Origin of the sequence: Microbulbifer weihaiensis, assembly GCF_048323715.1 — a bacterium.
In the GTDB taxonomy this organism is placed as follows: Bacteria; Pseudomonadota; Gammaproteobacteria; order Pseudomonadales; family Cellvibrionaceae; genus Microbulbifer.
This window is the reverse complement of record NZ_JBLWFL010000025.1, coordinates 34,196-52,772: the sequence shown is the minus strand read 5'-3', so window position 1 is coordinate 52,772 and position 18,577 is coordinate 34,196. Positions and strand designations below refer to the sequence as shown.

18 protein-coding genes are annotated in these 18,577 nt (G+C 53.6%); 3 read left to right on the top strand and 15 right to left on the bottom strand.

The window, feature by feature from the left end:
• Positions 1–246: 246 nt before the first annotated feature.
• From ACNKU7_RS18500 to ACNKU7_RS18475, 6 genes are all read right to left on the bottom strand, one after another.
• A complete protein-coding gene (locus tag ACNKU7_RS18500; RefSeq protein WP_418298469.1) occupies positions 247–591 on the bottom strand; it encodes a hypothetical protein in 345 nt (114 codons plus the stop codon).
• A gap of 554 nt (positions 592–1,145) precedes the next feature.
• Entirely contained in the window at positions 1,146–1,751 is a 606-nt protein-coding gene (locus ACNKU7_RS18495; protein ID WP_418298468.1) for a hypothetical protein, read from the bottom strand.
• A gap of 55 nt (positions 1,752–1,806) precedes the next feature.
• On the bottom strand, positions 1,807–2,205 hold the full coding sequence (locus tag ACNKU7_RS18490) for a hypothetical protein (protein WP_418298467.1): 399 nt from the start codon (positions 2,203–2,205) through the stop codon (positions 1,807–1,809).
• Positions 2,206–3,902: 1,697 nt separating this feature from the next.
• A complete protein-coding gene (locus ACNKU7_RS18485) occupies positions 3,903–4,313 on the bottom strand; it encodes a hypothetical protein (RefSeq protein ID WP_418298466.1) in 411 nt (136 codons plus the stop codon).
• Between the two features lie 144 nt (positions 4,314–4,457).
• Positions 4,458–4,904, bottom strand: a complete 447-nt coding sequence (locus ACNKU7_RS18480) for a hypothetical protein (RefSeq protein ID WP_418298465.1) — start codon at positions 4,902–4,904, stop codon at positions 4,458–4,460.
• 835 nt (positions 4,905–5,739) lie between these two features.
• Positions 5,740–6,549, bottom strand: coding sequence for a S1 family peptidase (locus tag ACNKU7_RS18475; RefSeq protein ID WP_418298464.1), 810 nt, complete (start codon positions 6,547–6,549; stop codon positions 5,740–5,742).
• Positions 6,550–6,944: 395 nt separating this feature from the next.
• Here ACNKU7_RS18475 and ACNKU7_RS18470 point away from each other — a divergent pair, with 395 nt between their 5' ends.
• Positions 6,945–7,925 carry an integron integrase gene (locus ACNKU7_RS18470; RefSeq protein ID WP_418298463.1) on the top strand — a complete coding sequence of 327 codons (981 nt, stop codon included), beginning with the start codon at positions 6,945–6,947 and terminating at the stop codon, positions 7,923–7,925.
• Between the two features lie 54 nt (positions 7,926–7,979).
• Here the strand turns inward: ACNKU7_RS18470 and groL are convergent, their stop codons facing one another.
• The 3 genes from groL to ACNKU7_RS18455 form a co-directional block, all read right to left on the bottom strand.
• Entirely contained in the window at positions 7,980–9,620 is a 1,641-nt protein-coding gene (gene groL / locus ACNKU7_RS18465; RefSeq protein ID WP_418298462.1) for a chaperonin GroEL, read from the bottom strand.
• 47 nt (positions 9,621–9,667) lie between these two features.
• Positions 9,668–9,961: a co-chaperone GroES gene (locus ACNKU7_RS18460; RefSeq protein ID WP_105104448.1), complete on the bottom strand. Its 294-nt coding sequence runs from the start codon at positions 9,959–9,961 to the stop codon at positions 9,668–9,670.
• Between the two features lie 217 nt (positions 9,962–10,178).
• Entirely contained in the window at positions 10,179–10,649 is a 471-nt protein-coding gene (locus tag ACNKU7_RS18455; RefSeq protein WP_418298461.1) for an FxsA family protein, read from the bottom strand.
• Positions 10,650–10,903: 254 nt separating this feature from the next.
• Here ACNKU7_RS18455 and cfa point away from each other — a divergent pair, with 254 nt between their 5' ends.
• On the top strand, positions 10,904–12,049 hold the full coding sequence (gene cfa, locus ACNKU7_RS18450) for a cyclopropane fatty acyl phospholipid synthase (protein ID WP_418298460.1): 1,146 nt from the start codon (positions 10,904–10,906) through the stop codon (positions 12,047–12,049).
• A 143-nt stretch (positions 12,050–12,192) separates the two neighbouring features.
• On the opposite strand, the gene ACNKU7_RS18445 is transcribed toward cfa, so the two are convergent.
• Both ACNKU7_RS18445 and ACNKU7_RS18440 read right to left on the bottom strand, forming a co-directional pair.
• The gene (locus ACNKU7_RS18445; protein ID WP_418298459.1) at positions 12,193–12,954 is read right to left on the bottom strand and encodes an SDR family oxidoreductase; all 762 of its coding nucleotides are present in this window, start codon (positions 12,952–12,954) and stop codon (positions 12,193–12,195) included.
• Positions 12,955–13,009: 55 nt separating this feature from the next.
• Positions 13,010–14,026, bottom strand: coding sequence for a DUF481 domain-containing protein (locus tag ACNKU7_RS18440; protein ID WP_418298458.1), 1,017 nt, complete (start codon positions 14,024–14,026; stop codon positions 13,010–13,012).
• A gap of 44 nt (positions 14,027–14,070) precedes the next feature.
• Between ACNKU7_RS18440 and ACNKU7_RS18435 the strand changes: the two genes are divergently transcribed.
• Positions 14,071–14,439, top strand: a complete 369-nt coding sequence (locus ACNKU7_RS18435) for an MGMT family protein (RefSeq protein WP_418298457.1) — start codon at positions 14,071–14,073, stop codon at positions 14,437–14,439.
• A gap of 33 nt (positions 14,440–14,472) precedes the next feature.
• Here the strand turns inward: ACNKU7_RS18435 and ACNKU7_RS18430 are convergent, their stop codons facing one another.
• The 4 genes from ACNKU7_RS18430 to ampE form a co-directional block, all read right to left on the bottom strand.
• On the bottom strand, positions 14,473–15,831 hold the full coding sequence (locus ACNKU7_RS18430; protein ID WP_418298456.1) for an AmpG family muropeptide MFS transporter: 1,359 nt from the start codon (positions 15,829–15,831) through the stop codon (positions 14,473–14,475).
• A gap of 65 nt (positions 15,832–15,896) precedes the next feature.
• A complete protein-coding gene (locus ACNKU7_RS18425; protein ID WP_418298455.1) occupies positions 15,897–16,493 on the bottom strand; it encodes a YbhB/YbcL family Raf kinase inhibitor-like protein in 597 nt (198 codons plus the stop codon).
• Positions 16,494–16,538: 45 nt separating this feature from the next.
• The gene (locus tag ACNKU7_RS18420) at positions 16,539–17,546 is read right to left on the bottom strand and encodes a threonine ammonia-lyase (RefSeq protein ID WP_418298454.1); all 1,008 of its coding nucleotides are present in this window, start codon (positions 17,544–17,546) and stop codon (positions 16,539–16,541) included.
• A gap of 36 nt (positions 17,547–17,582) precedes the next feature.
• Positions 17,583–18,509, bottom strand: a complete 927-nt coding sequence (gene ampE, locus ACNKU7_RS18415; RefSeq protein WP_418298453.1) for a regulatory signaling modulator protein AmpE — start codon at positions 18,507–18,509, stop codon at positions 17,583–17,585.
• Positions 18,510–18,577: the final 68 nt, after the last annotated feature.

The window sequence follows — 18,577 nt, the reverse complement described above, 5'->3', positions numbered from 1 at the left end:
CTTCTTACCCATGGTGCACCTCCGTGTTAGGCCGAAACCTAACTATACAAGGTGTCTACTAAGCGTGGGTAAGTCTTCACCATAACGCCCACAGCAGGGGCGGCTTACCTTATGCGCGTTTTGCGCAAAAATAGGAGCGAAGCGACTTGCGCAAAATGTGCATAAGGTAAGCCGTCCCGCAGAGGCCCCGTCAGGGGCCGGCGCAAACTGCCTGTGTTTGTTAAGCAGTTCTGGCAGAGAATTAAATTACTCTACGCACTTAAAATTGATGAATACAGTGCTAGATGTAGCTGCAAATGTCAGATTGCCATGTGTAGAGAACGTAGGATTAGACTCTGACGATCCAGCATCCAATATTGCATACTTACCATTACATGCTTCATACATTTTCTTGTATGCATCCTTTTTCCTTGCATCCCTCACTGCCGCAGCCCCCTCATCCAGATATTTGACGGTGCCGAAGTTGTCTGAGCCAGCATTCACTGGAGCGTACTCAGATGGAATAGAGCTCACACCAGGAGCTTTAACCAGCGTTGCGCTGGTACATCCACTGAGAAGTCCTACAAGTAGTACTGCTGATATTTTCTTCATTTTTATACCTACTTTTGGTTGTGTAATTGCTTAACGCTGCCGGCAGGGGCAGCTTACCTTGTGCGCGTTTTGCGCAAAAATGGGAGCGCAGCGACCTGCGCAAGACGTGCTCAAGGTAAGCTGTCCCGCGGAGGGCCGAAGGCCCGGAGCAAATTGCCCGGCCTTGTTAAGTATTCGCACGGAGCACCCTAATACGTGTTATGCCAAAGAAAAGAAACACCAAGGAAAACAACCCGGAACTACCAGCTAGGATTAGAGCCAATTGCGGCTGCCGGCACCGAAACTCGTCATGGAATAACGAAAAATTTCCCTTGCAATAATCGTGCGCCAGGTGAGAAGAAGAAACAACCCACATAAGCCCGTACAATGATACGAGCATAAAAATTCCGAACAGTGATACTAGAGCGATTCCCTTCTTCATAGTTTTACTGACACTTAACGCCGCGCTCAGCCGCGGACAATTTTGGGCGCTTTATGCGCAATAATCGGAGCGCAGCGACTGCGCATAAAGTGCACAAAGTTGGCCGTCGGCCTGCAGCGCCTTGTTACGTTTTTTAGGTCGGCCACGCAATATCTTTGTACTCCACAAGCCTTAACCGGAACCGAAGTGTAGATAGCGGGCTATCACCAATTGCCAATTCAACTGACAGATTCAACGTTTTAGCATCTTTGAATGATGAATAATCACTCTTTCCAGTACCGAAAAGGCGGATACTCTCGATAAGAAAACCGCTGTCCCGTAGTTCGCGATTTGTATAATAGTTCTTATTCAACTGCAGAGTTTCAACTTTTCCTGATACTGGATCTGTCAAGGAGGCGCTCTTAATAAAGATTTTTTCCGGTTTTTCAGAGAGCACGACTAACGAAGAGTATTGAACAGGGAATGATGATGTAAATGTTCGAAAATTTGGGACCACCTCAAAACCAGCTACATCATTAATTTCGCCACCATAAATAATTGCCTGCCGAATTTCGTGTGTTTCAGCATTTCGATAATCTTTGATACTTACGACTGAACATCCAGCATGAAGCAGGCAAGCTATAAGCAAAAAATATTTGATGTTAGCCTCCTTGAAACGTAACGCCGCCAGCAGGGGCAGCTTACCTTGTGCGCGTTTTGCGCGAAAATGGAAGCGTAGCGACCCGCGTAAAACGTGCACAAGGTAAGCTGTCCCGCGGAGGGCCGAAGGCCCGGAGCTTTACTGCCTGGCCTTGTTAGCTGGGTTCCCACTCGGTCCGTATTGTCATAAAGGTATTTATGGTACAAATGACCTGATCCGAGTACAGGCTGCCATTACAAGTAATATTTTTAATCTTGTTATCCGACGCTTCCGCTGAACTCCCACAATACAGCATTATTTTATGCTCAATTGGTTCAAACATAACAAAGTCATGATGAAGATTTTCCGGGAACGGATCTAAGTATGCCTCTAAATCATATTGAGAATCTGGAAACTTCCCGGTGCTCTTAAAATGCTCTTTTGTTGCCTCAATAATTTTTATCATTGTTTTCTTCTGGAATTGGACATCGCCTTCACAAGGCGAATCTTCCCACCCAAAAACAGTAAATGGCAGAAAAAGTAGGACTGCAATTATTCCGCAGCGCATGTTCATGGTTCCTTCACAGCTAACGCCGCGCTCAGCCGCAGCTTACTTTGGGCGCTTTGTTGCGCGAAAATAGGAGCGTAGCGACTGCGCAACAAAGTGCTCAAAGTAAGATGTCGGCTGCAGCGCCTGGTTATGGCTGACGCGCTCCGAAGTACCTACGGGCACCGAATGCGCCGAAGCTCCTTAAAAACGAGGAAAGATTTTCCAGCTTCCCCCAACCAATTATTCTCTTATTTGCACTCCGCATTACTGCAGCGGAGTTGCCGCGATTCCTGCGGACTTAAACGAAAGCACTAGGAACGAAACTGCTTGATTTTATCATGGCAAATAGCCAAATACTGCGGGCCAAAACAGTGCTTTCAATTACACGCGGGCACACGCCACAAATTTTACCGCCCGGCACCATAACGCCGCGCTTAGGGGCGGCCGGAGCGTAGCGTAGGCCGTCCCGCGGAGGCCCCGCAGGGGCCGGAGCATGCTACAGCGCCTTGTTATGGTATGCCGCACTCCGGGCCCGCTTTCCGGCACTTTGCCAGCCACTACTTGGCTGGCCACCGCCCATTAAAACGAGGAAAGAATACCGCACCTTCCCCAACCAATATTTATCTTACTGGCACTCCACGATACTGCAGCGAAATTGCCCTACCCTACTGAACCACAGCAAACGCTCTAGGAGCGAAACTACTTAAATGTGCCTGGCATAAAAGCCGAATACTGGATTCCAAAACAATGCTCAGAAGTACCAGAAACACAAACACTAATTTTTACCGACCGGCACCATAACGTTGCTAGCAGGGGCGGCCGACGCGTAGCGTTGGACGTCCAGCCCAGCCCCGAAGGGGATGGGCGAGCCTGCCTAGCCTGGTTATGGCTGACGTGCTCTGGACCAACTACTAGCACTCTGCCAGCCACGGCTTGGCTGGCCACCGCCCGAAAATTGCGAGGAAAGAATACCGCACTTTCCCCAACCTGTTTTTATCTTATTGGCACGCCACGATACTACTGCGGAATAGCCTGATCCTACCAAACCAGAGCGAACACTCTAGGAACGAAACTGCTTGAATGCGCTCTGGCAAAAAGCCAAATACTGGATGCCAAAACTGTTCGGAAAACTTGCAGCGGCACAATTATTAATTTTTACCGACCGGCACCATAACGCCGCGCTTAGGGGCGGCCGGAGCGTAGCGTAGGCCGTCCCGCGGAGGCCCCGAAGGGGCCGGAGCATACTACAGCGCCTTGTTATGGTATGCCGCACTCCGGGCCTGCATTCCGGCACTTTGCCAGCCACGGATTGGCTGGCCACTGCCCATTAAAAACGAGGAAAGAATACCGCACTTTCCCCAACCAATTTTTATCTTATTGGCACTCCACGATACTGCAGCGGAATTACCCTATTCTACCGAACCACAGCGAACGCTCTAGGAACGAAACTGCTTGAATGTGACAGGCATAGAAGCCGAGTACTGGATTCCCAAAACAATGCGCAGAAATGCCAGCAATACAAACACTAATTTTTACCGACCGGCACCATAACGCCCGCAGCAGGGGCGACCAATGCTGTGCACATATTGTGCTAAAAAGGGAGCGCAGCGACCAGCACAATATGTGCACAGCGTTGGGCGTCCCGCGGAGGCCCGAAGGGCCGGAGCAATCTGCCTGCGATTGTTATGAGGGATTATGGGCACACAGGCTCCAGGCATCCCTTACTCTATAGCTATTGAGAGGGCAATAGATTTTCCATGGCAATTATCTCCAAAATGAATCACCGTATCTGCTACCTTTGCCGCTGATTCGCAGAGAAGAAACACTGTACGGAGATGGTCTTCACCTCTAATGGCTGATGGATAGAACTCTCCAGTAATAACTGAATCTTTTTTCATCTGTACAGTAAAACTAGCAAATTCGTATTCACCCATTTTGGTAGCAGTAGTGACTTCAATGACCTTACAGCCTGGGTATGCGTCATCTTCTAAAAATTCATAACTAATCCCAATCTCTTGGGCGGCTTGAAGATCAGCATTAATCAGTGGGTGATCGATTTCTCCGCAAGATGTCATCGAAGCACAAGTAGAGCCCGAAAATAATACAATTACGAGTAAAAGTAACTTCTTCATAGCAACTCATAACGCCGCGAGCAGCGGCAGATTACTTTGTGCGCTTTTTGCGCGAAAATGGGAGCGAAGCGACCTGCGCATAAAGTGCACAAAGTAATCTGTCCGGTGGAGGCCCGCAGGGCCGGAACGAACTGCCTCGCCTTGTTATGAGTTTTTCGCCGGATACGCCCACCTAAATTCACAGGCCTTTTCCTCTGCTCCACAGAACTGAATAAACAAGCTTGCAAATTCGAAGTTGTAGCGTGACATAGGATTTTGCATACCCAGCAACGGATCATATTCCTTCTCAAAGAATATCGCTGGCTCACCAAGCTTTTTTTCTATTTCCGCTCTTGAACTACCAAAATTAATAGATTCTGGAATTTTACCTACTTTATGAAGCACGCTAAAACCCTTTGAAAAAGGATAAAAAACAACCATCTCAATGAGGTTTGTTTCATCATGAACTTTAAATTCCAAGCCTATATCGTCATATGAGTAATACGTCTCTGGGCTAATATTCTCGACATTTTCAGCCGTAGAGAGCTCTTCCTTCAAGAACGGAAACTGAGCCAAAACGTCATCGTATGGACAGTTTATTAGATGGTGCATGTATTACTCATAACGTTGCTAGCAGGGGCGGCCGACGCGTAGCGTTGGACGTCCAGCCCAACCCCGTAGGGGGTGGGCGAGCCTGCCTAGCCTGGTTATGGCTGACGCGCTCCGGACCAACTACTAGCACTCTGCCAGCTACGGCTTGGCTGGCCACCGCCCAAATATAAAGAGGAAAGAATACCGCACTTTCCCCAACCTGTTTTTATCTTATTGGCACTCCACAATACTTCAGCGGAACCGCCCTATTCTGCCAAACCCGAACGAACACTCTAGGAACGAAACTGCTTGAATGTGCCGTGGCAAAAAAGCCAAATGCTGGATGCCAAAACTGTGCGCTAAAATTACAGCCGCGCACAAATATTAATTTTTATCGATCGGCACCATAACGCCGCGCTCAGCCGCAGCTTACTTTGGGCGCTTTGTTGCGCGAAAATAGGAGCGTAGCGACTGCGCAACAAAGTGCTCAAAGTAAGATGTCGGCTGCAGCGCCTGGTTATGGCTGACGCGCTCCGAAGTACCTACGGGCACCGAATGCGCCGAAGCTCCTTAAAAACGAGGAAAGAATTTCCAGCTTCCCCCAACCAATTATTTTCTTATTTGCACTCCGTATTACTGCAGCGGAGTTGCCGCGATTCCTGCGGACTTAAACGAAAGCACTAGGAACGAAACTGCTTGATTTTATCATGGCAAATAGCCAAATACTGCGGGCCAAAACAGTGCTTTCAATTACACGCTGGCACACGCCACAAATTTAACAGCCCGGCACCATAACGCCTCCATAACCGGCAGCCGGAGCGCAGCGTAGGCTGTCCGGCGCCGTGAGGCGCGAAGTTCATGGATTTGTTAGCAGGCTTTGAGCTATGGACTCCAGCGCTGCAAGTTCAGTTGCTTTGATGACATACCCTAAATTGTTGGGCATTGACGTAAAGCTCATTGGCTTATTCTGTGTAGGAACTGGCGTTAGTACGATCTCACCGCTTGCTGTGTGCTGAGGACCGGCGTACAGAACACCTAGAAGTTTTATACGTGTACCCATATTAAGGTTTCCATTCCTATCCGCATAACTTCCAAAGTTTGCTAAGTAAACCGGGCTGCCACTAGAACCAGGAAAACAAGCCATATCCACAACAAATTGTTTTTTACCCAAATAGTCATTTTCGGGCACGGTTGCAATAATGCCTCGCCTAGCAATTGAACCATTATTTGTTGAATCCCAGATTCCATTTGGGTAGCCAATCATTGTTACTTCTTCCAGCGGAAGAAGCTCAGAAAAATTTGTATCAGTGGCTGCAATATTCTTATCTAAATGAACTAAAGCAGGCTGGCTTTTTTTGTTTTTAAAATATTGGTGAATTGGTGCCGCTAACAATGCGCACAAGTCGGTTTCTGGATCAGGGTGATAAATTACATTGTTTTTAATTGGGTAAGTAATAACCTCAAAATTGCCGGTTTCATTACCATTGGCGTCTGCGACGCTAATCGGAAGAGAGACAGACACCGCCCCATCAATGACATGCTTATTCGTGACGATTGCAGGAACATGCATACCATCTTCTCGTCGCGCAAAGCTATAGGCAAATCCAGTACCCGTGGCAACTTGCCCGTTATTTAGTGTTGCCTCGATTCGTACAACAGACTTCATTAGCTGATCTAGCGGATGCACTCTCACCTCCTAAGTCTACTTCTGGTGGTTAACTCGGCCTGCTAACATTTTAATCGTAGTCCCCAAGACTACTATTCTGTGAATACTATTCCTAGCGCCATTTAATTCTATAAACACCAAAAAATTCAAGTCAATACAACGGTTTAAATTGGCTCACTCTATTCAGCATTAAGCCGGAAATGGGTCGCCACGACCACTATCTCCGGACACAGCTACTTTTGTAAGTCTCTGATATTTATAGGCTTTTCCTATATTTCAATTCGTTTTTACGAAATAGTGGTCGGCACAAGTGAAATATAGGTTGATTCTCAGTCAGCTTTAACCAAAATACTGTATATAAACCCAGACCCAGGATCGATGCAAAGGAATGCATGATGGACGATATTCCGGTCCCCCTACCCGCGCGCCCCAGCCGATTTATGGATCGCTTCAGGGCGTTTATCCGTTCACGTCATATGGCCTACAAAACGGAAAAGACCTACTGCTTTTGGGTTAAGGACTTTATCCGGTTTAATGGTATGCAACGCCCTGAAGACTTGGGCAAGAAACAAGTAGATGAGTGGCTCGGCCATTTGGCTAATCGCCGCTCTGTTTCTATTAATACTCAAAAAACGGCGCTTAACGCCGTTGTATTTTTATACAAACAGTTTTTAAGTATTGAGCTCGGTGAGCTTCAGTTCGAGAGAACCAGCAAAGGCAAGCGGCTCCCTGTAGTATTTACTCACGAGGAAGCGGTGGCCGTATTGCAGAATATGGAGGGGCATCAAAAGCTGTCGGCTAGCTTGATGTACGGTTCCGGCTTACGCGTGATGGAGGCGGTTAGGCTGCGTGTTCAGGATGTGGACTTCGGCCATCAATGCCTTTTTGTTCGTGAAAGCAAAGGTGAGAAGTGGCGGCGAACCCTACTACCTAACTCACTTTTACAGCCACTGAAAGCTCAGGTGGAGTTCGCTCTGGCCCTGCATGGTCGCGATTTGGAGCAAGGTTTTGGTGAAGTCTATTTGCCAGGTGCGCTCGCCAAAAAATATCCACGTGCTGCAACAAGCCCCGGTTGGCAGTATGTGTTTCCCGCAGCTGAGAGAGCGACAGACCCCCGAAGTGGTATAATTCGGCGCCACCATATTGGCGAACAACAGGTTCGTAGGGCTGTGGCAAATGCATTGAGGGCTGCCGGTATCCGCAAAAAGGCAAGTTGCCATACGTTTCGGCACTCATTTGCCACTAACTTGCTTTCAAAAGGTACAGATATTCGCAACATCCAAGAGCTTTTGGGGCACACGGACGTCAATACCACAATGATTTACACCCATGTCGTCGGTGTTCACGAACGTGGTGTGGTAAGCCCACTGGATTGAGCCATAAAAAACCCCGCAAAAGCGGGGTTTTTTATGGCTTGGCTGGAGGCCGACTTACATCATGCCGCCCATGCCACCCATGCCACCCATGCCGCCCATGTCAGGCATTGCGGGCTTTTCTTCCGGGATGTCAGCAACCATGGCTTCGGTGGTGATCATCAGGCCAGCGATAGAGGCCGCTGCCTGCAGTGCAGAGCGGGTTACTTTCGCAGGATCCAGGATACCCATTTCCAGCATGTCGCCGTACTCACCGGTAGCAGCGTTGTAACCGAAGTTACCGGAACCTTGCTTCACTTTGTCTACGACAACAGAAGCTTCGTCGCCAGCGTTGGCTACGATCTGGCGCAGCGGCATTTCCATCGCACGCAGAGCAGCAGCAATACCGTGGTTCTGGTCTTCGTTGTCACCAACTACCTGGATAGCCTGGGTAGCACGTACCAGTGCGGTACCGCCGCCAGGTACTACGCCCTCTTCCACCGCTGCGCGGGTTGCGTGCAGGGCGTCTTCTACGCGGGCTTTCTTCTCTTTCATTTCGACTTCGGTGGCCGCGCCAACCTTGATCACCGCAACACCGCCAGCCAGCTTGGCTACGCGCTCCTGCAGTTTCTCTTTGTCGTAATCGGAGGAAGATTCTTCGATCTGTGCGCGGATCTGCTTAACACGCGCTTCGATGTCGCCAACGTTGCCGGCGCCGTCCACGATTACGGTGTTCTCTTTGGACAGGGTTACACGCTTGGCGGTACCCAGGTGCTCCAGAGTGGCGCCTTCCAGTTCCAGGCCAACTTCTTCAGAGATCACAGTGCCGCCGGTCAGGATAGCGATATCCTGCAGCATGGCCTTGCGACGATCACCGAAGCCCGGTGCTTTTACGGCTGCAACTTTCACGATGCCGCGCATGCTGTTCACTACCAGGGTAGCCAGCGCTTCGCCTTCTACGTCTTCAGCGATGATCAGCAGCGGCTTGGAAGCCTTGGCTACCTGCTCCAGCAGCGGCAGCAGGTCGCGGATGTTGGAGATTTTCTTGTCGACCAGCAGGATGAACGGGTTGTCCAGCTCAGCGGTCATGTTTTCCTGGTTGGTGATGAAGTAAGGAGACAGGTAGCCGCGGTCAAACTGCATACCTTCCACTACGTCCAGCTCGTTCTCGAGGCCGGAACCTTCTTCAACGGTGATTACACCTTCTTTGCCGACTTTCTCCATCGCTTCAGCGATGATGGTACCTACGTTTTCGTCGCTGTTGGCGGAGATGGTACCCACTTGAGCGATGGACTTGGTGTCTTCACACGGGGTAGACAGGCTGGCGATGTGGTCAACGGCAGCGGCTACCGCTTTGTCGATACCGCGCTTCAGATCCATCGGGTTGAAACCGGCGGCTACAGACTTGAGGCCTTCGGTTACGATGGCCTGGGCCAGTACGGTCGCAGTGGTGGTGCCGTCACCAGCAGTGTCAGAAGCCTTGGAAGCAACTTCCTTAACCATCTGCGCGCCCATGTTTTCGAACTTGTCTTTCAGTTCGATTTCTTTGGCTACAGATACACCGTCTTTGGTGACGGTCGGAGCGCCGAAGGACTTGTCCAGAACCACGTTGCGGCCTTTAGGACCCAGGGTGGTCTTAACGGCGTTCGCCAGGATGTTTACGCCGTTCAGCATTCTCTGACGAGCGTCGTCACCAAATTTTACGTCTTTTGCTGCCATGATCTTATTTCCTCAATTCTGTGTGCGATGGTGGTTTGGAGTGCTTATCAGCCTTCCAGAACGCCGTAGATGTCGCTTTCGCTCATGATGATCAGCTCTTCGCCGTCCACCTTGAGGGTGTTGCTGTCGGCGTAACGGCCGAATACTACGGTGTCGCCCACTTTTACTGACAGCGCGCGCACGTCGCCATTGTCCAGCAATTTGCCTTCGCCTACGGCAACCACTTCGCCCTGATTCGGCTTTTCTTTAGCAGCGCCCGGCAGAACGATGCCACCGGCGGACTTAGCTTCTTCTTCCTTACGGCGTACTACGACGCGGTCGTGTAAAGGACGAATTTTCATGGATTGGCTCTCCATTGAGTCATTTAGGGTTGCAATTACAAGTGCCCCGCCGTTAAGGCTGACGGGCGCCCCAGCTCCCGAGGGAACTGGGTAAAAATCAGAAGTGAACCCTATCTGAGGGCTGCGGAAAGGATTTCAACAGTGGCGGGAAAAAAAATTCAAAAAAGCCGCCAATCGAAGCTCGGCGACAGGCCGCAAGGTCAAAATTTAAACAAACCTAGCGCTTTTGATCCGGATCGTTACGATCCTCACGCTCGTAGTCACCTTCAATCACGTCATGGGAGCGCCCCGGCTCTTGGCCGGGCCCATTGCCCTGACCATATGGCCCGGTACGTACCACCACCACGTGACTCAGAAGTTTCCCTAGGAACAGGTGCCGAATCCCGGGAATCAGGCAGGCAAAACCAATGGCGTCGGTAATAAAACCCGGGGTCAGCAGTAACGCGCCCCCCACAGCCAGAAAGATGCCTTCGGCCATTTCCCGGGCGGGCATCTCCCCGGCCTGCATTTTCTGCTGCGCACGCATCACCGTGGACAAGCCCTGGCGTCGCAGCAGCGCCAGCCCGACCACGGCGGTCAGCAATACCAGGCCGATTGTTGGCAGGGCGCCGATTTTCTGTCCAACGCTGATCAGTACCCACATCTCCAGGATCGGCATGACGATAAATAGAAGCAACAATGGGCGCATAACGCGTTCTCCAAAGGACAATTACACGACTCTACTCGCAAAATCCGGGCGAATTCGGGTATTTCCAGTATGCTTATCAACTGCAGTAATTGGTACGTATTCCCAATACTTTTGCCGATAAAAGGTATCGGCCGGCCTTAGCCGGCAGGATTCAGGCTCGCAGTGTAGCCACTCACCGTCATGACGCGCAAATCGCCGTTGAGCACTGAAGCACGGCGGACGGAACTGCAAGAGAGGATCGCAAGAGAACCGCTATGGACAGCGACACCAGCCCCACCGCGCCCCCGAACATCAAACAAAGCCGCCATTTCCTCGCCGACCTGCTAGCAGGGGCGGATATCCAGATTAATGGCGACAGGCCCTGGGATATGCAGGTGCACCGCCTCGAGGCCCTCGACGAGATCGTTGCCAGGCACAGTCTCGGCCTCGGCGAGACCTATATGCGGGGAGAGTGGTCTGTGCCGGCGCTGGACGAATTTTTCTACCGGATCCTGCGCGCAAACCTGCAGGCCAAGCTCAAACCCTTCCGTAACCTGTGGCGAATCGGCCGTTCATATCTGTTGAACCTGCAAAGCCGCCGCCGGGCTTTTCAGGTGGGCGAGCGGCATTACGACCAGGGAAACAGCTTTTATCAAGCCATGCTGGACAGCCGTATGACGTATAGCTGTGGCTACTGGCGGGAGGCTGATAACCTGGAGCAGGCACAGACCCACAAGCTGGATCTTATCTGCCGCAAGCTGGGCCTGGCTCCGGGTATGCGCTTGCTGGATATCGGGTGTGGTTGGGGCAGTCTGGTGAGTTACGCGGCCGAGCACTATGGGGTCGAGTGTGTGGGGATTACAGTATCCCGGGAGCAACACCAGTATATCGAGGAGCACTATGCACACCTGCCGGTGACAGTGCACCTTAAAGACTACCGCAGCCTGAACCAGCCCTTTGACCGCATCGCCAGTGTCGGCATGTTTGAACACGTCGGGCGCAAAAACCACCGTGCGTTCATGCAGGTCGCACGGCGCTGCCTGAAGAGCCAGGGCCAGCTGCTATTGCACACCATCGGCAAGAATCAACGGCACTCCATCACTGACGCGTGGATAGACAAGTACATCTTTCCGAATGGCGACCTGCCCAGTAGCGGCCAGATCTGCGATAGCGCGGAGGATCTCCTGATCGCCGAAGACCTGCACAATTTCGGCAGTGACTATGACAAAACCCTGATGGCGTGGCACAGCAATTTTGAACGCAGTTGGGAGAAATTTGCTGACCGGTACGGCCAGGAATTTTACCGAATGTGGCGCTACTATCTGCTCTCCTGCGCCGGCGCCTTTCGCGCGCGCCATATCCAGCTGTGGCAGTGGGTTTTTTCCGACAGAGTGGAAGGCGGTGTCACGCGAGTTGTCTGACACAGCGCGCACAAGGGCGCTGGAATACATCTGTGCGGCCAAGTGGCAATTAGGAAAACCACCAGATCACAAAAAAGGCGAGCTTGCGCTCGCCTTTTTCTTTTCCCCGCCGGCTTGTTGAACCGAAGGGTTGAAGATGCCCGTTACATCCGGGCACCACCATCAATTTCAATTACGCGGCCTGTGAGATAGTCATTGTCGATGATAAACGCTACCGTGCTGGCGATTTCATCCGGCTCGCCGATACGGCGCAGGGGCACCTGCTTTACCAGGCCTTCCAGTATTTCCGGGCGCATCTGTGCCACCATATCCGTGCCGATAAAGCCCGGGGCGATTGCCGCCACACGCACGCCGTAACGCGCCAGCTCTTTTGCCCAGGTCACGGTCATGGTTGCCACGCCGGCCTTGGAGGCGGAATAGTTGGTCTGGCCCATATTGCCGGATCGGGACACACTGGAGATGTTCACGATCACACCGCCATTGCCCGCTTCCGCCATGATCGCAGCGGCCGCTCGGGTGCACAGGAAAACACCGGTGAGGTTGACGTCAATCACTGACTGCCACTGCGCCAGTGACATACGCTCGGTGACCTTTCCTTCCTTCACCTTCAGCAACATGCCATCGCGCATGATCCCGGCATTGTTCACCAGCACATCCAGGCTGCCAAAATCTTTGGCAATTGCCGCGAAGCCGTTATCAACCTCCTCCTCAGAGGCCACATTCACGACATAGCTGCGCGCCTCTGCGCCGAGCTTTGCACAGGCCGCAACACACTCCGCCAAGCCGTCTTGATTGACATCCAGCAACGCGAGACGCGCACCGCGCTCCGCAAAATACAGAGCCATAGACCGGCCAAGCCCCTGGCTCGCACCTGTAATGGCAATAACACTGTTGGTCACGTTCATCTCAACACCTCTAATTATTATTGAACCGGGGCCGTGCCCCGCTTATCCGTGCAGGCTACCAGGAGTAGCCGACACCGACGGTCATCTTGGTATCTTCTTTTTCACTTTCCAGGGAAGGCGTGTTGTCATACTGCCACGCGTACTTCAGCTCCATCAGGATGCCCTTGACCAGCGGTGTACGCACGCCAATTTCCGCGTTGCTCTGGTAGTCTTCACTGCTGTCGAACGACTGCAGCACTTCCTGGTTGTAATAGACCTCGGGACCGAGGTCGAACTTGTAGCGGAAGTCCCACGCGGTTCGCCCTGCCGCGTAACGCTTGCTTGGATCCTCGGCGAGCGTCGGGTCGATAAAGTCTTCTTTCAGGCTACTCACACCGCTCTGGATCGACAGTGCCGACTTGTCCGTGTCAAAGAACAGGAAGCCGAGACCGAGACCGACCGTGGAGCTCAATTCGAGGTTTCTCGCCTCTTCATGCAGAAACGAGCTGTTGCCCGCGGCAAACCATTTCTCGGCGAAGATCCAGCGCAGGTCGTAGTTCAGTCGGTACTTCTCCAGCCCCTGCACTTCTACGTTGTTCTGGTTCTGGTATTGGGTGCCGACAATGTGGTGGAAGTCATCGTGACGAACATCAAAATTGGTGTTTACATCCCAGTCTTCCCGCTCACGGTTACCGTTTTCGAACACACCCGCGGCGCTTACGTTGCCGTGAAAAATCACCGGATTGCCGACAAAGTTGATGTAGGGTTCGGCACGGTCAATCGCCGGAAAATCCATTACCCAACCATCGCCCTCGTCACAATAAAGCTCCCACTGCTCCCGGCGGTGCCCCGCCAGTGCACAGGGCTCCTCGCGCCCGGCGATCTTGAGATCTTTATCGGTTTCGAGGGAAAGGATCTTGTCCTTCACTATGGTGATATCCCCAAAGGTCTCGGACTTCCACACCACGTGCTCCCGCTCCACCAGAACCAGATCCCCGTGGATTCGGTCGCCATTGGTCAGGGTCAGCACCCCGGCACTGGCGGCCGGGACAAGCGCGATGAAAAGCGTGAGAATGGGGAGAAATCGGGGCACAGCGAAAAACACGAAACAACCTTGCGATAGCCTGGAATTATTAAATGCGAAATAGCAATAGCGTCGAGAAAGGGAAGATATCAACACCCGCATCGGCAAGCGGCCATGATGCCACAAGTCGCATCTGCCTTGCACTGGCACAGGTGCCCTACGGCAGGGTCGTGACCTATGGAAAACTGGCAGAACTGGCAGGGCTGCCCCGGGCAGCGCGCCTGGTCGGACAAACGCTGCGCAAGCTTCCCAAAGAAACGAAATTGCCCTGGCACCGCGTGATCAATGCCCAGGGCAAAATTTCCCTGCCTGAGCCAGCTGCCGGGCGCCAGCGAGACTGCCTGCTGAGTGAAGGAATTGTGACCGTTAACGGCAAGATAGACATGCGCCACTATGCATGGCCGAAGCCCGAGGAACTCTGAAAAATTTCAGGGAGCTATACCGGCAGAACCGGATCAGCCAGCCACCTTTTTCCCCTGCAGCATTTCTTTGTCACGCTCCCGCCACCAGATGTAAAAGGCGAGCAGCACAGCCGGCAAGCCGAGAATCGCCACAAGGATGAAAAAGGATTCATACCCCTGTGCATCCACGACAATACCGGAAAAACCGCTGATGAATTTGCCCGGTAACGTCATCAGGGAACTGAATAGCGCATACTGCGTCGCGGTATAGGACTGGTTGACCAGGCTGGACAAGAACGCGATAAACACCGAGTTTGAAATTCCCGCGCTGATATTATCTGCGCTGATCACGATCGCCAGCCAGGTTTTGTCTGGGCCAATCGTGGCCAGGTGGGCAAACAACAGGTTCGTTGCGGCAACCATGGCAGCGCCCAGTATCAGGGGGCGCAGAATACCGAACCTCACGACCATTGCCCCGCCCAGGAAAGCACCGATCATGGTGCAGAAAAAACCAAACAGCTTGCCAATTTGCGCGATGTCATCCTTGCTGAAGCCAAGGTCGAGGTAGAACGGGTTTGCCATGACCCCCATGGCGATATCACTGACCCGGTAGATGCCAATAAACAGCAGCAGCACAAGCGCGAACCGCCCATTGCGCTGGAAAAAGTCGATAAATGGGCAGGCAACAGCGCGCACAAACCACTCGCTGACCCTCCCGTGCTTGCCGCTGCCCAGTACCCGGTCCACCCACTCGTGCTGGAACTCCTGGCCTTGCGCCCGAGCCTTTTGGTGATCGGGCTCAGAGACCAGCAGCGTCGTGATTATCCCCACACTCATCAGCGCGGCCATCGACATGTAGGCGATGCTCCAGCTCGCATATTCGGCGATGAACAATGCACCGGCACCGGCGATCAACAAAGCCACCCGGTAACCAAAAACGTACATGGCGGCCATGGCGCCCTGATACTCAGTGTCTACCGCTTCGATCCGATAGGCGTCGATAACCACGTCCTGGGACGCAGAGCAAAAGGCCACCAGGATGCCGAAGCCAAATACCGCGGGCAGCGCAAGCTGTGGATTCAGCTGGCTCATGGCCAACAGGCCGAAGGCTATACCCAGCTGCGAGAGCAGGATCCAGCTGCGCCGTTTACCCATCAGCCTGGTCAGGAACGGCAGGCGCAGGGAGTCGATGATTGGGGCCCAGATAAATTTGATCGAGAAGGTAATACCAATCCAGGCGGTAAACCCGATCGTGGTTCGGCTGACGCCGTAATCCCTTAACCAGGCGGTAAGGGTGGAAAATACCAGCAGCAGGGGCAGCCCCGCGGAGATCCCGAAAAAAAACATCCCCAGCACTTTTGGCCGCGTATAGACCTTGAGCGCTTCGCCCCAGGTCATTTTATCTTGCTGCATGACTGGCTCTGCTTCCTTATAAAACGGCTATCTGGTTGCGCTAGCCGACCCCAAACAGCGTTAATTTATTCCCGACCGTACTTCACTTCGAGTTGCGCTTCAGCCAGCTTGTTCGCATTAATGTAATAGCCGACCATGGCTGCGGGACTGTTTTCATCAAGGGGCAGCTGTTCCACCTTTAGCGCAAACACTTTGAACTGGTAGCGGTGATCACCGTGACCTTGCGGGGGGCAGGCACCACCGTAGCCAGGGCTGCCAAAATCCGTCCGGCTCTGGATGGCTTCCGGGATCAACCCGGACTTGGGATCACCGGCACCTTCCGGAAGCTCAGTCACGCTGGCTGGGATATTGAATACCACCCAGTGCCACCAGCCACTGCCCGTGGGCGCGTCCGGGTCGTGCATCACCACCGCGTAACTTTTTGTTCCTTCCGGCGCGCCCTGCCAGCTCAACTGCGGCGAAATATTTTCGCCGCTACAGCCAAAGCCGTAATAGACCTGCGCCGCCTTCAACCGCCCGCCGGTTTCGAGAGTCGACGAGCTCACGGTGAATTCCGCGGATGCCATTGCTGGCAGGAATACCCCCGCAACAAGCAACAGGGCTGCAACCAGTTTAGCAGCAACATTACCGCTGGCATCAGCGGCCCCAGAATTACGCTTCACACGCACTTTCATACTCCCAAATCCCCCTTCCGTGAACAGGTGTTTTCAGATGAGCAATTCACCAATTGCCGTAAGATCCATATTGCCCCCGGTCAACACCACCGCGACCTTTTTCCCCTTGAAACGCGCCGGGTGCGCCAAGACTGCAGCCAGGCTGACGGCGGCAGACGGCTCCACCAGCTGTTTGGTTCGGGTCCAGATCAACGTCAATGCCTCGCGAATATCGTCCTCGGAGACAGTGACAATATCGTTGACCGTTTTGCGGATAATCGAGTAATTCCGCACGCCGAGCGTTGTGCGCAGGCCGTCGGCAATCGTTTCCGGTGTTTGCTCCGTCACCCTCTGTCCGCTGCGGAATGAGCGCTGGGCATCATCGGCACCGGCGGGCTCGGCGCCCAGCACTTTAATTTCCGGCGCCAGCGCCGACGCCGCCAGCCCCGTTCCCGCCAGCAGGCCACCACCGCCAACCGGCGCCACAATCAGATCCGGGGTAAACCCCAGCTCGCGGCACTGACCAATGATCTCCTGAGCCACCGTTCCCTGACCCGCGATCACCCGGCGGTCGTCAAAAGGCGGGACAACATGCGCGCCGGTTTCGGCCACCAGTTCCGCCAGCGTTCCTTCCCTCGCCGCCAGCGTAGGCGCACACAGCACAATATCGGCTCCATAGGCGGCAACTGCCGCCCGCTTGGCCGCTGGCGCGTTCTCCGGCATCACCACCGTGCACGCAAGGCCCTGCTCGGCCGCCGCCCAGGCCAGCGCTGCACCGTGGTTGCCGGAACTGTGTGTCGCCACACGCCGAGTGCCCGCGGGCAGTTGTGCAACAGCGTTTGCCGCACCGCGCGCCTTGAATGCGCCAACCTTCTGCAGGTGTTCGCACTTGAGAAATATTTCTGCGCCGCAGGCTGTGTTCAGCGCGCGGCTGGTCAGTATCGGGGTACGGTGGATTTTGCCAGCCAGAACCTGGGCAGCCGTGAATACCTCCGCAGCCATTGGAAGATCTTCCTCCGGGTTTTCCCGGCCAGTCACCAGTGCCTGATCAGACTTTGACATCAAACAACCTCTGTCATTGACGGAAACTGCAGCCACTCAGCTGCCAAAAATTACATAGAGCGCCAACACGGTCAGCCACATCAGCAAAGCGCGTGCCAGCAGCGCCTGCAGGGCCTCAACCTCGGCGCCACAAACCCGCTGCCCTTCGCTGACCGCGGCACCTGCGCTGCACTCACTGGCATCAATCCCGCCGAGGGCGCCCTCCAGGTAGTACTCAAGAACTTCCGCTGAACCGCTCTGTTTACAGGTCAAATGCTCGCGCCAGGCCCGATAGCAGCCGGCAAAGTTACCCACGATTGCCAGGGTAAACCCGAGCACTCGAACCGGTACCCACTCCACTAACCACAACCATTGCCGCGCCAACTGTACATCTGCACCTTCTATGGACGACACGGCCTCAGGCCCGCCCTCTGCCTCGCTCTCTGGCTTATCGCCCTGGACGTAAAGCTGGCTCAAGCGGTAGAGCAAAGCCCCAGGCACGCCTGCAATCAGGAACCAGAACAATACTGCAAACAGGCGCTCAAACGCGCGGTAGGCGGCAGCGCGGAACACAAGCTGGTGCAGGGTGCGGGCGTCAGTGACCTGGCCCGCATCCATACCTTTCAGCAAAGGCTCAGCAATCAGGAATGCCGCCTCCAGATCCCCCTGGTACCAGGCGCGCAGATAGTTGGAAATACTGTCATTAAAATTGCCGCGCCCGAAGCTATACAGCAGCAAGGGCACACTGACCAGCAGAACCCCCAGGCCACCCAGCAGGCTCTCGGCCATAACCAGTGCCGCTGCCGCGACCAGAACCGGTAGCAAAATGGTGACACCAAACTGCAGGCCCGGTCGCGCTGACAAGTAGTCGCGACGACCGATTGCATTTCGCCAGCGCGTAAACCAGCCGTCCCGTTGCAAGGGACCACCAGAACCCCAGATTTGTACCAGCGCCAACGCCAGCAATACGATTAAAAGCGCCATCGCGCCCCCCACGTGAATTTATTGATTGCGATATTGTATCTGTAGCCTGGTCGCTACCCCGGTTGCCA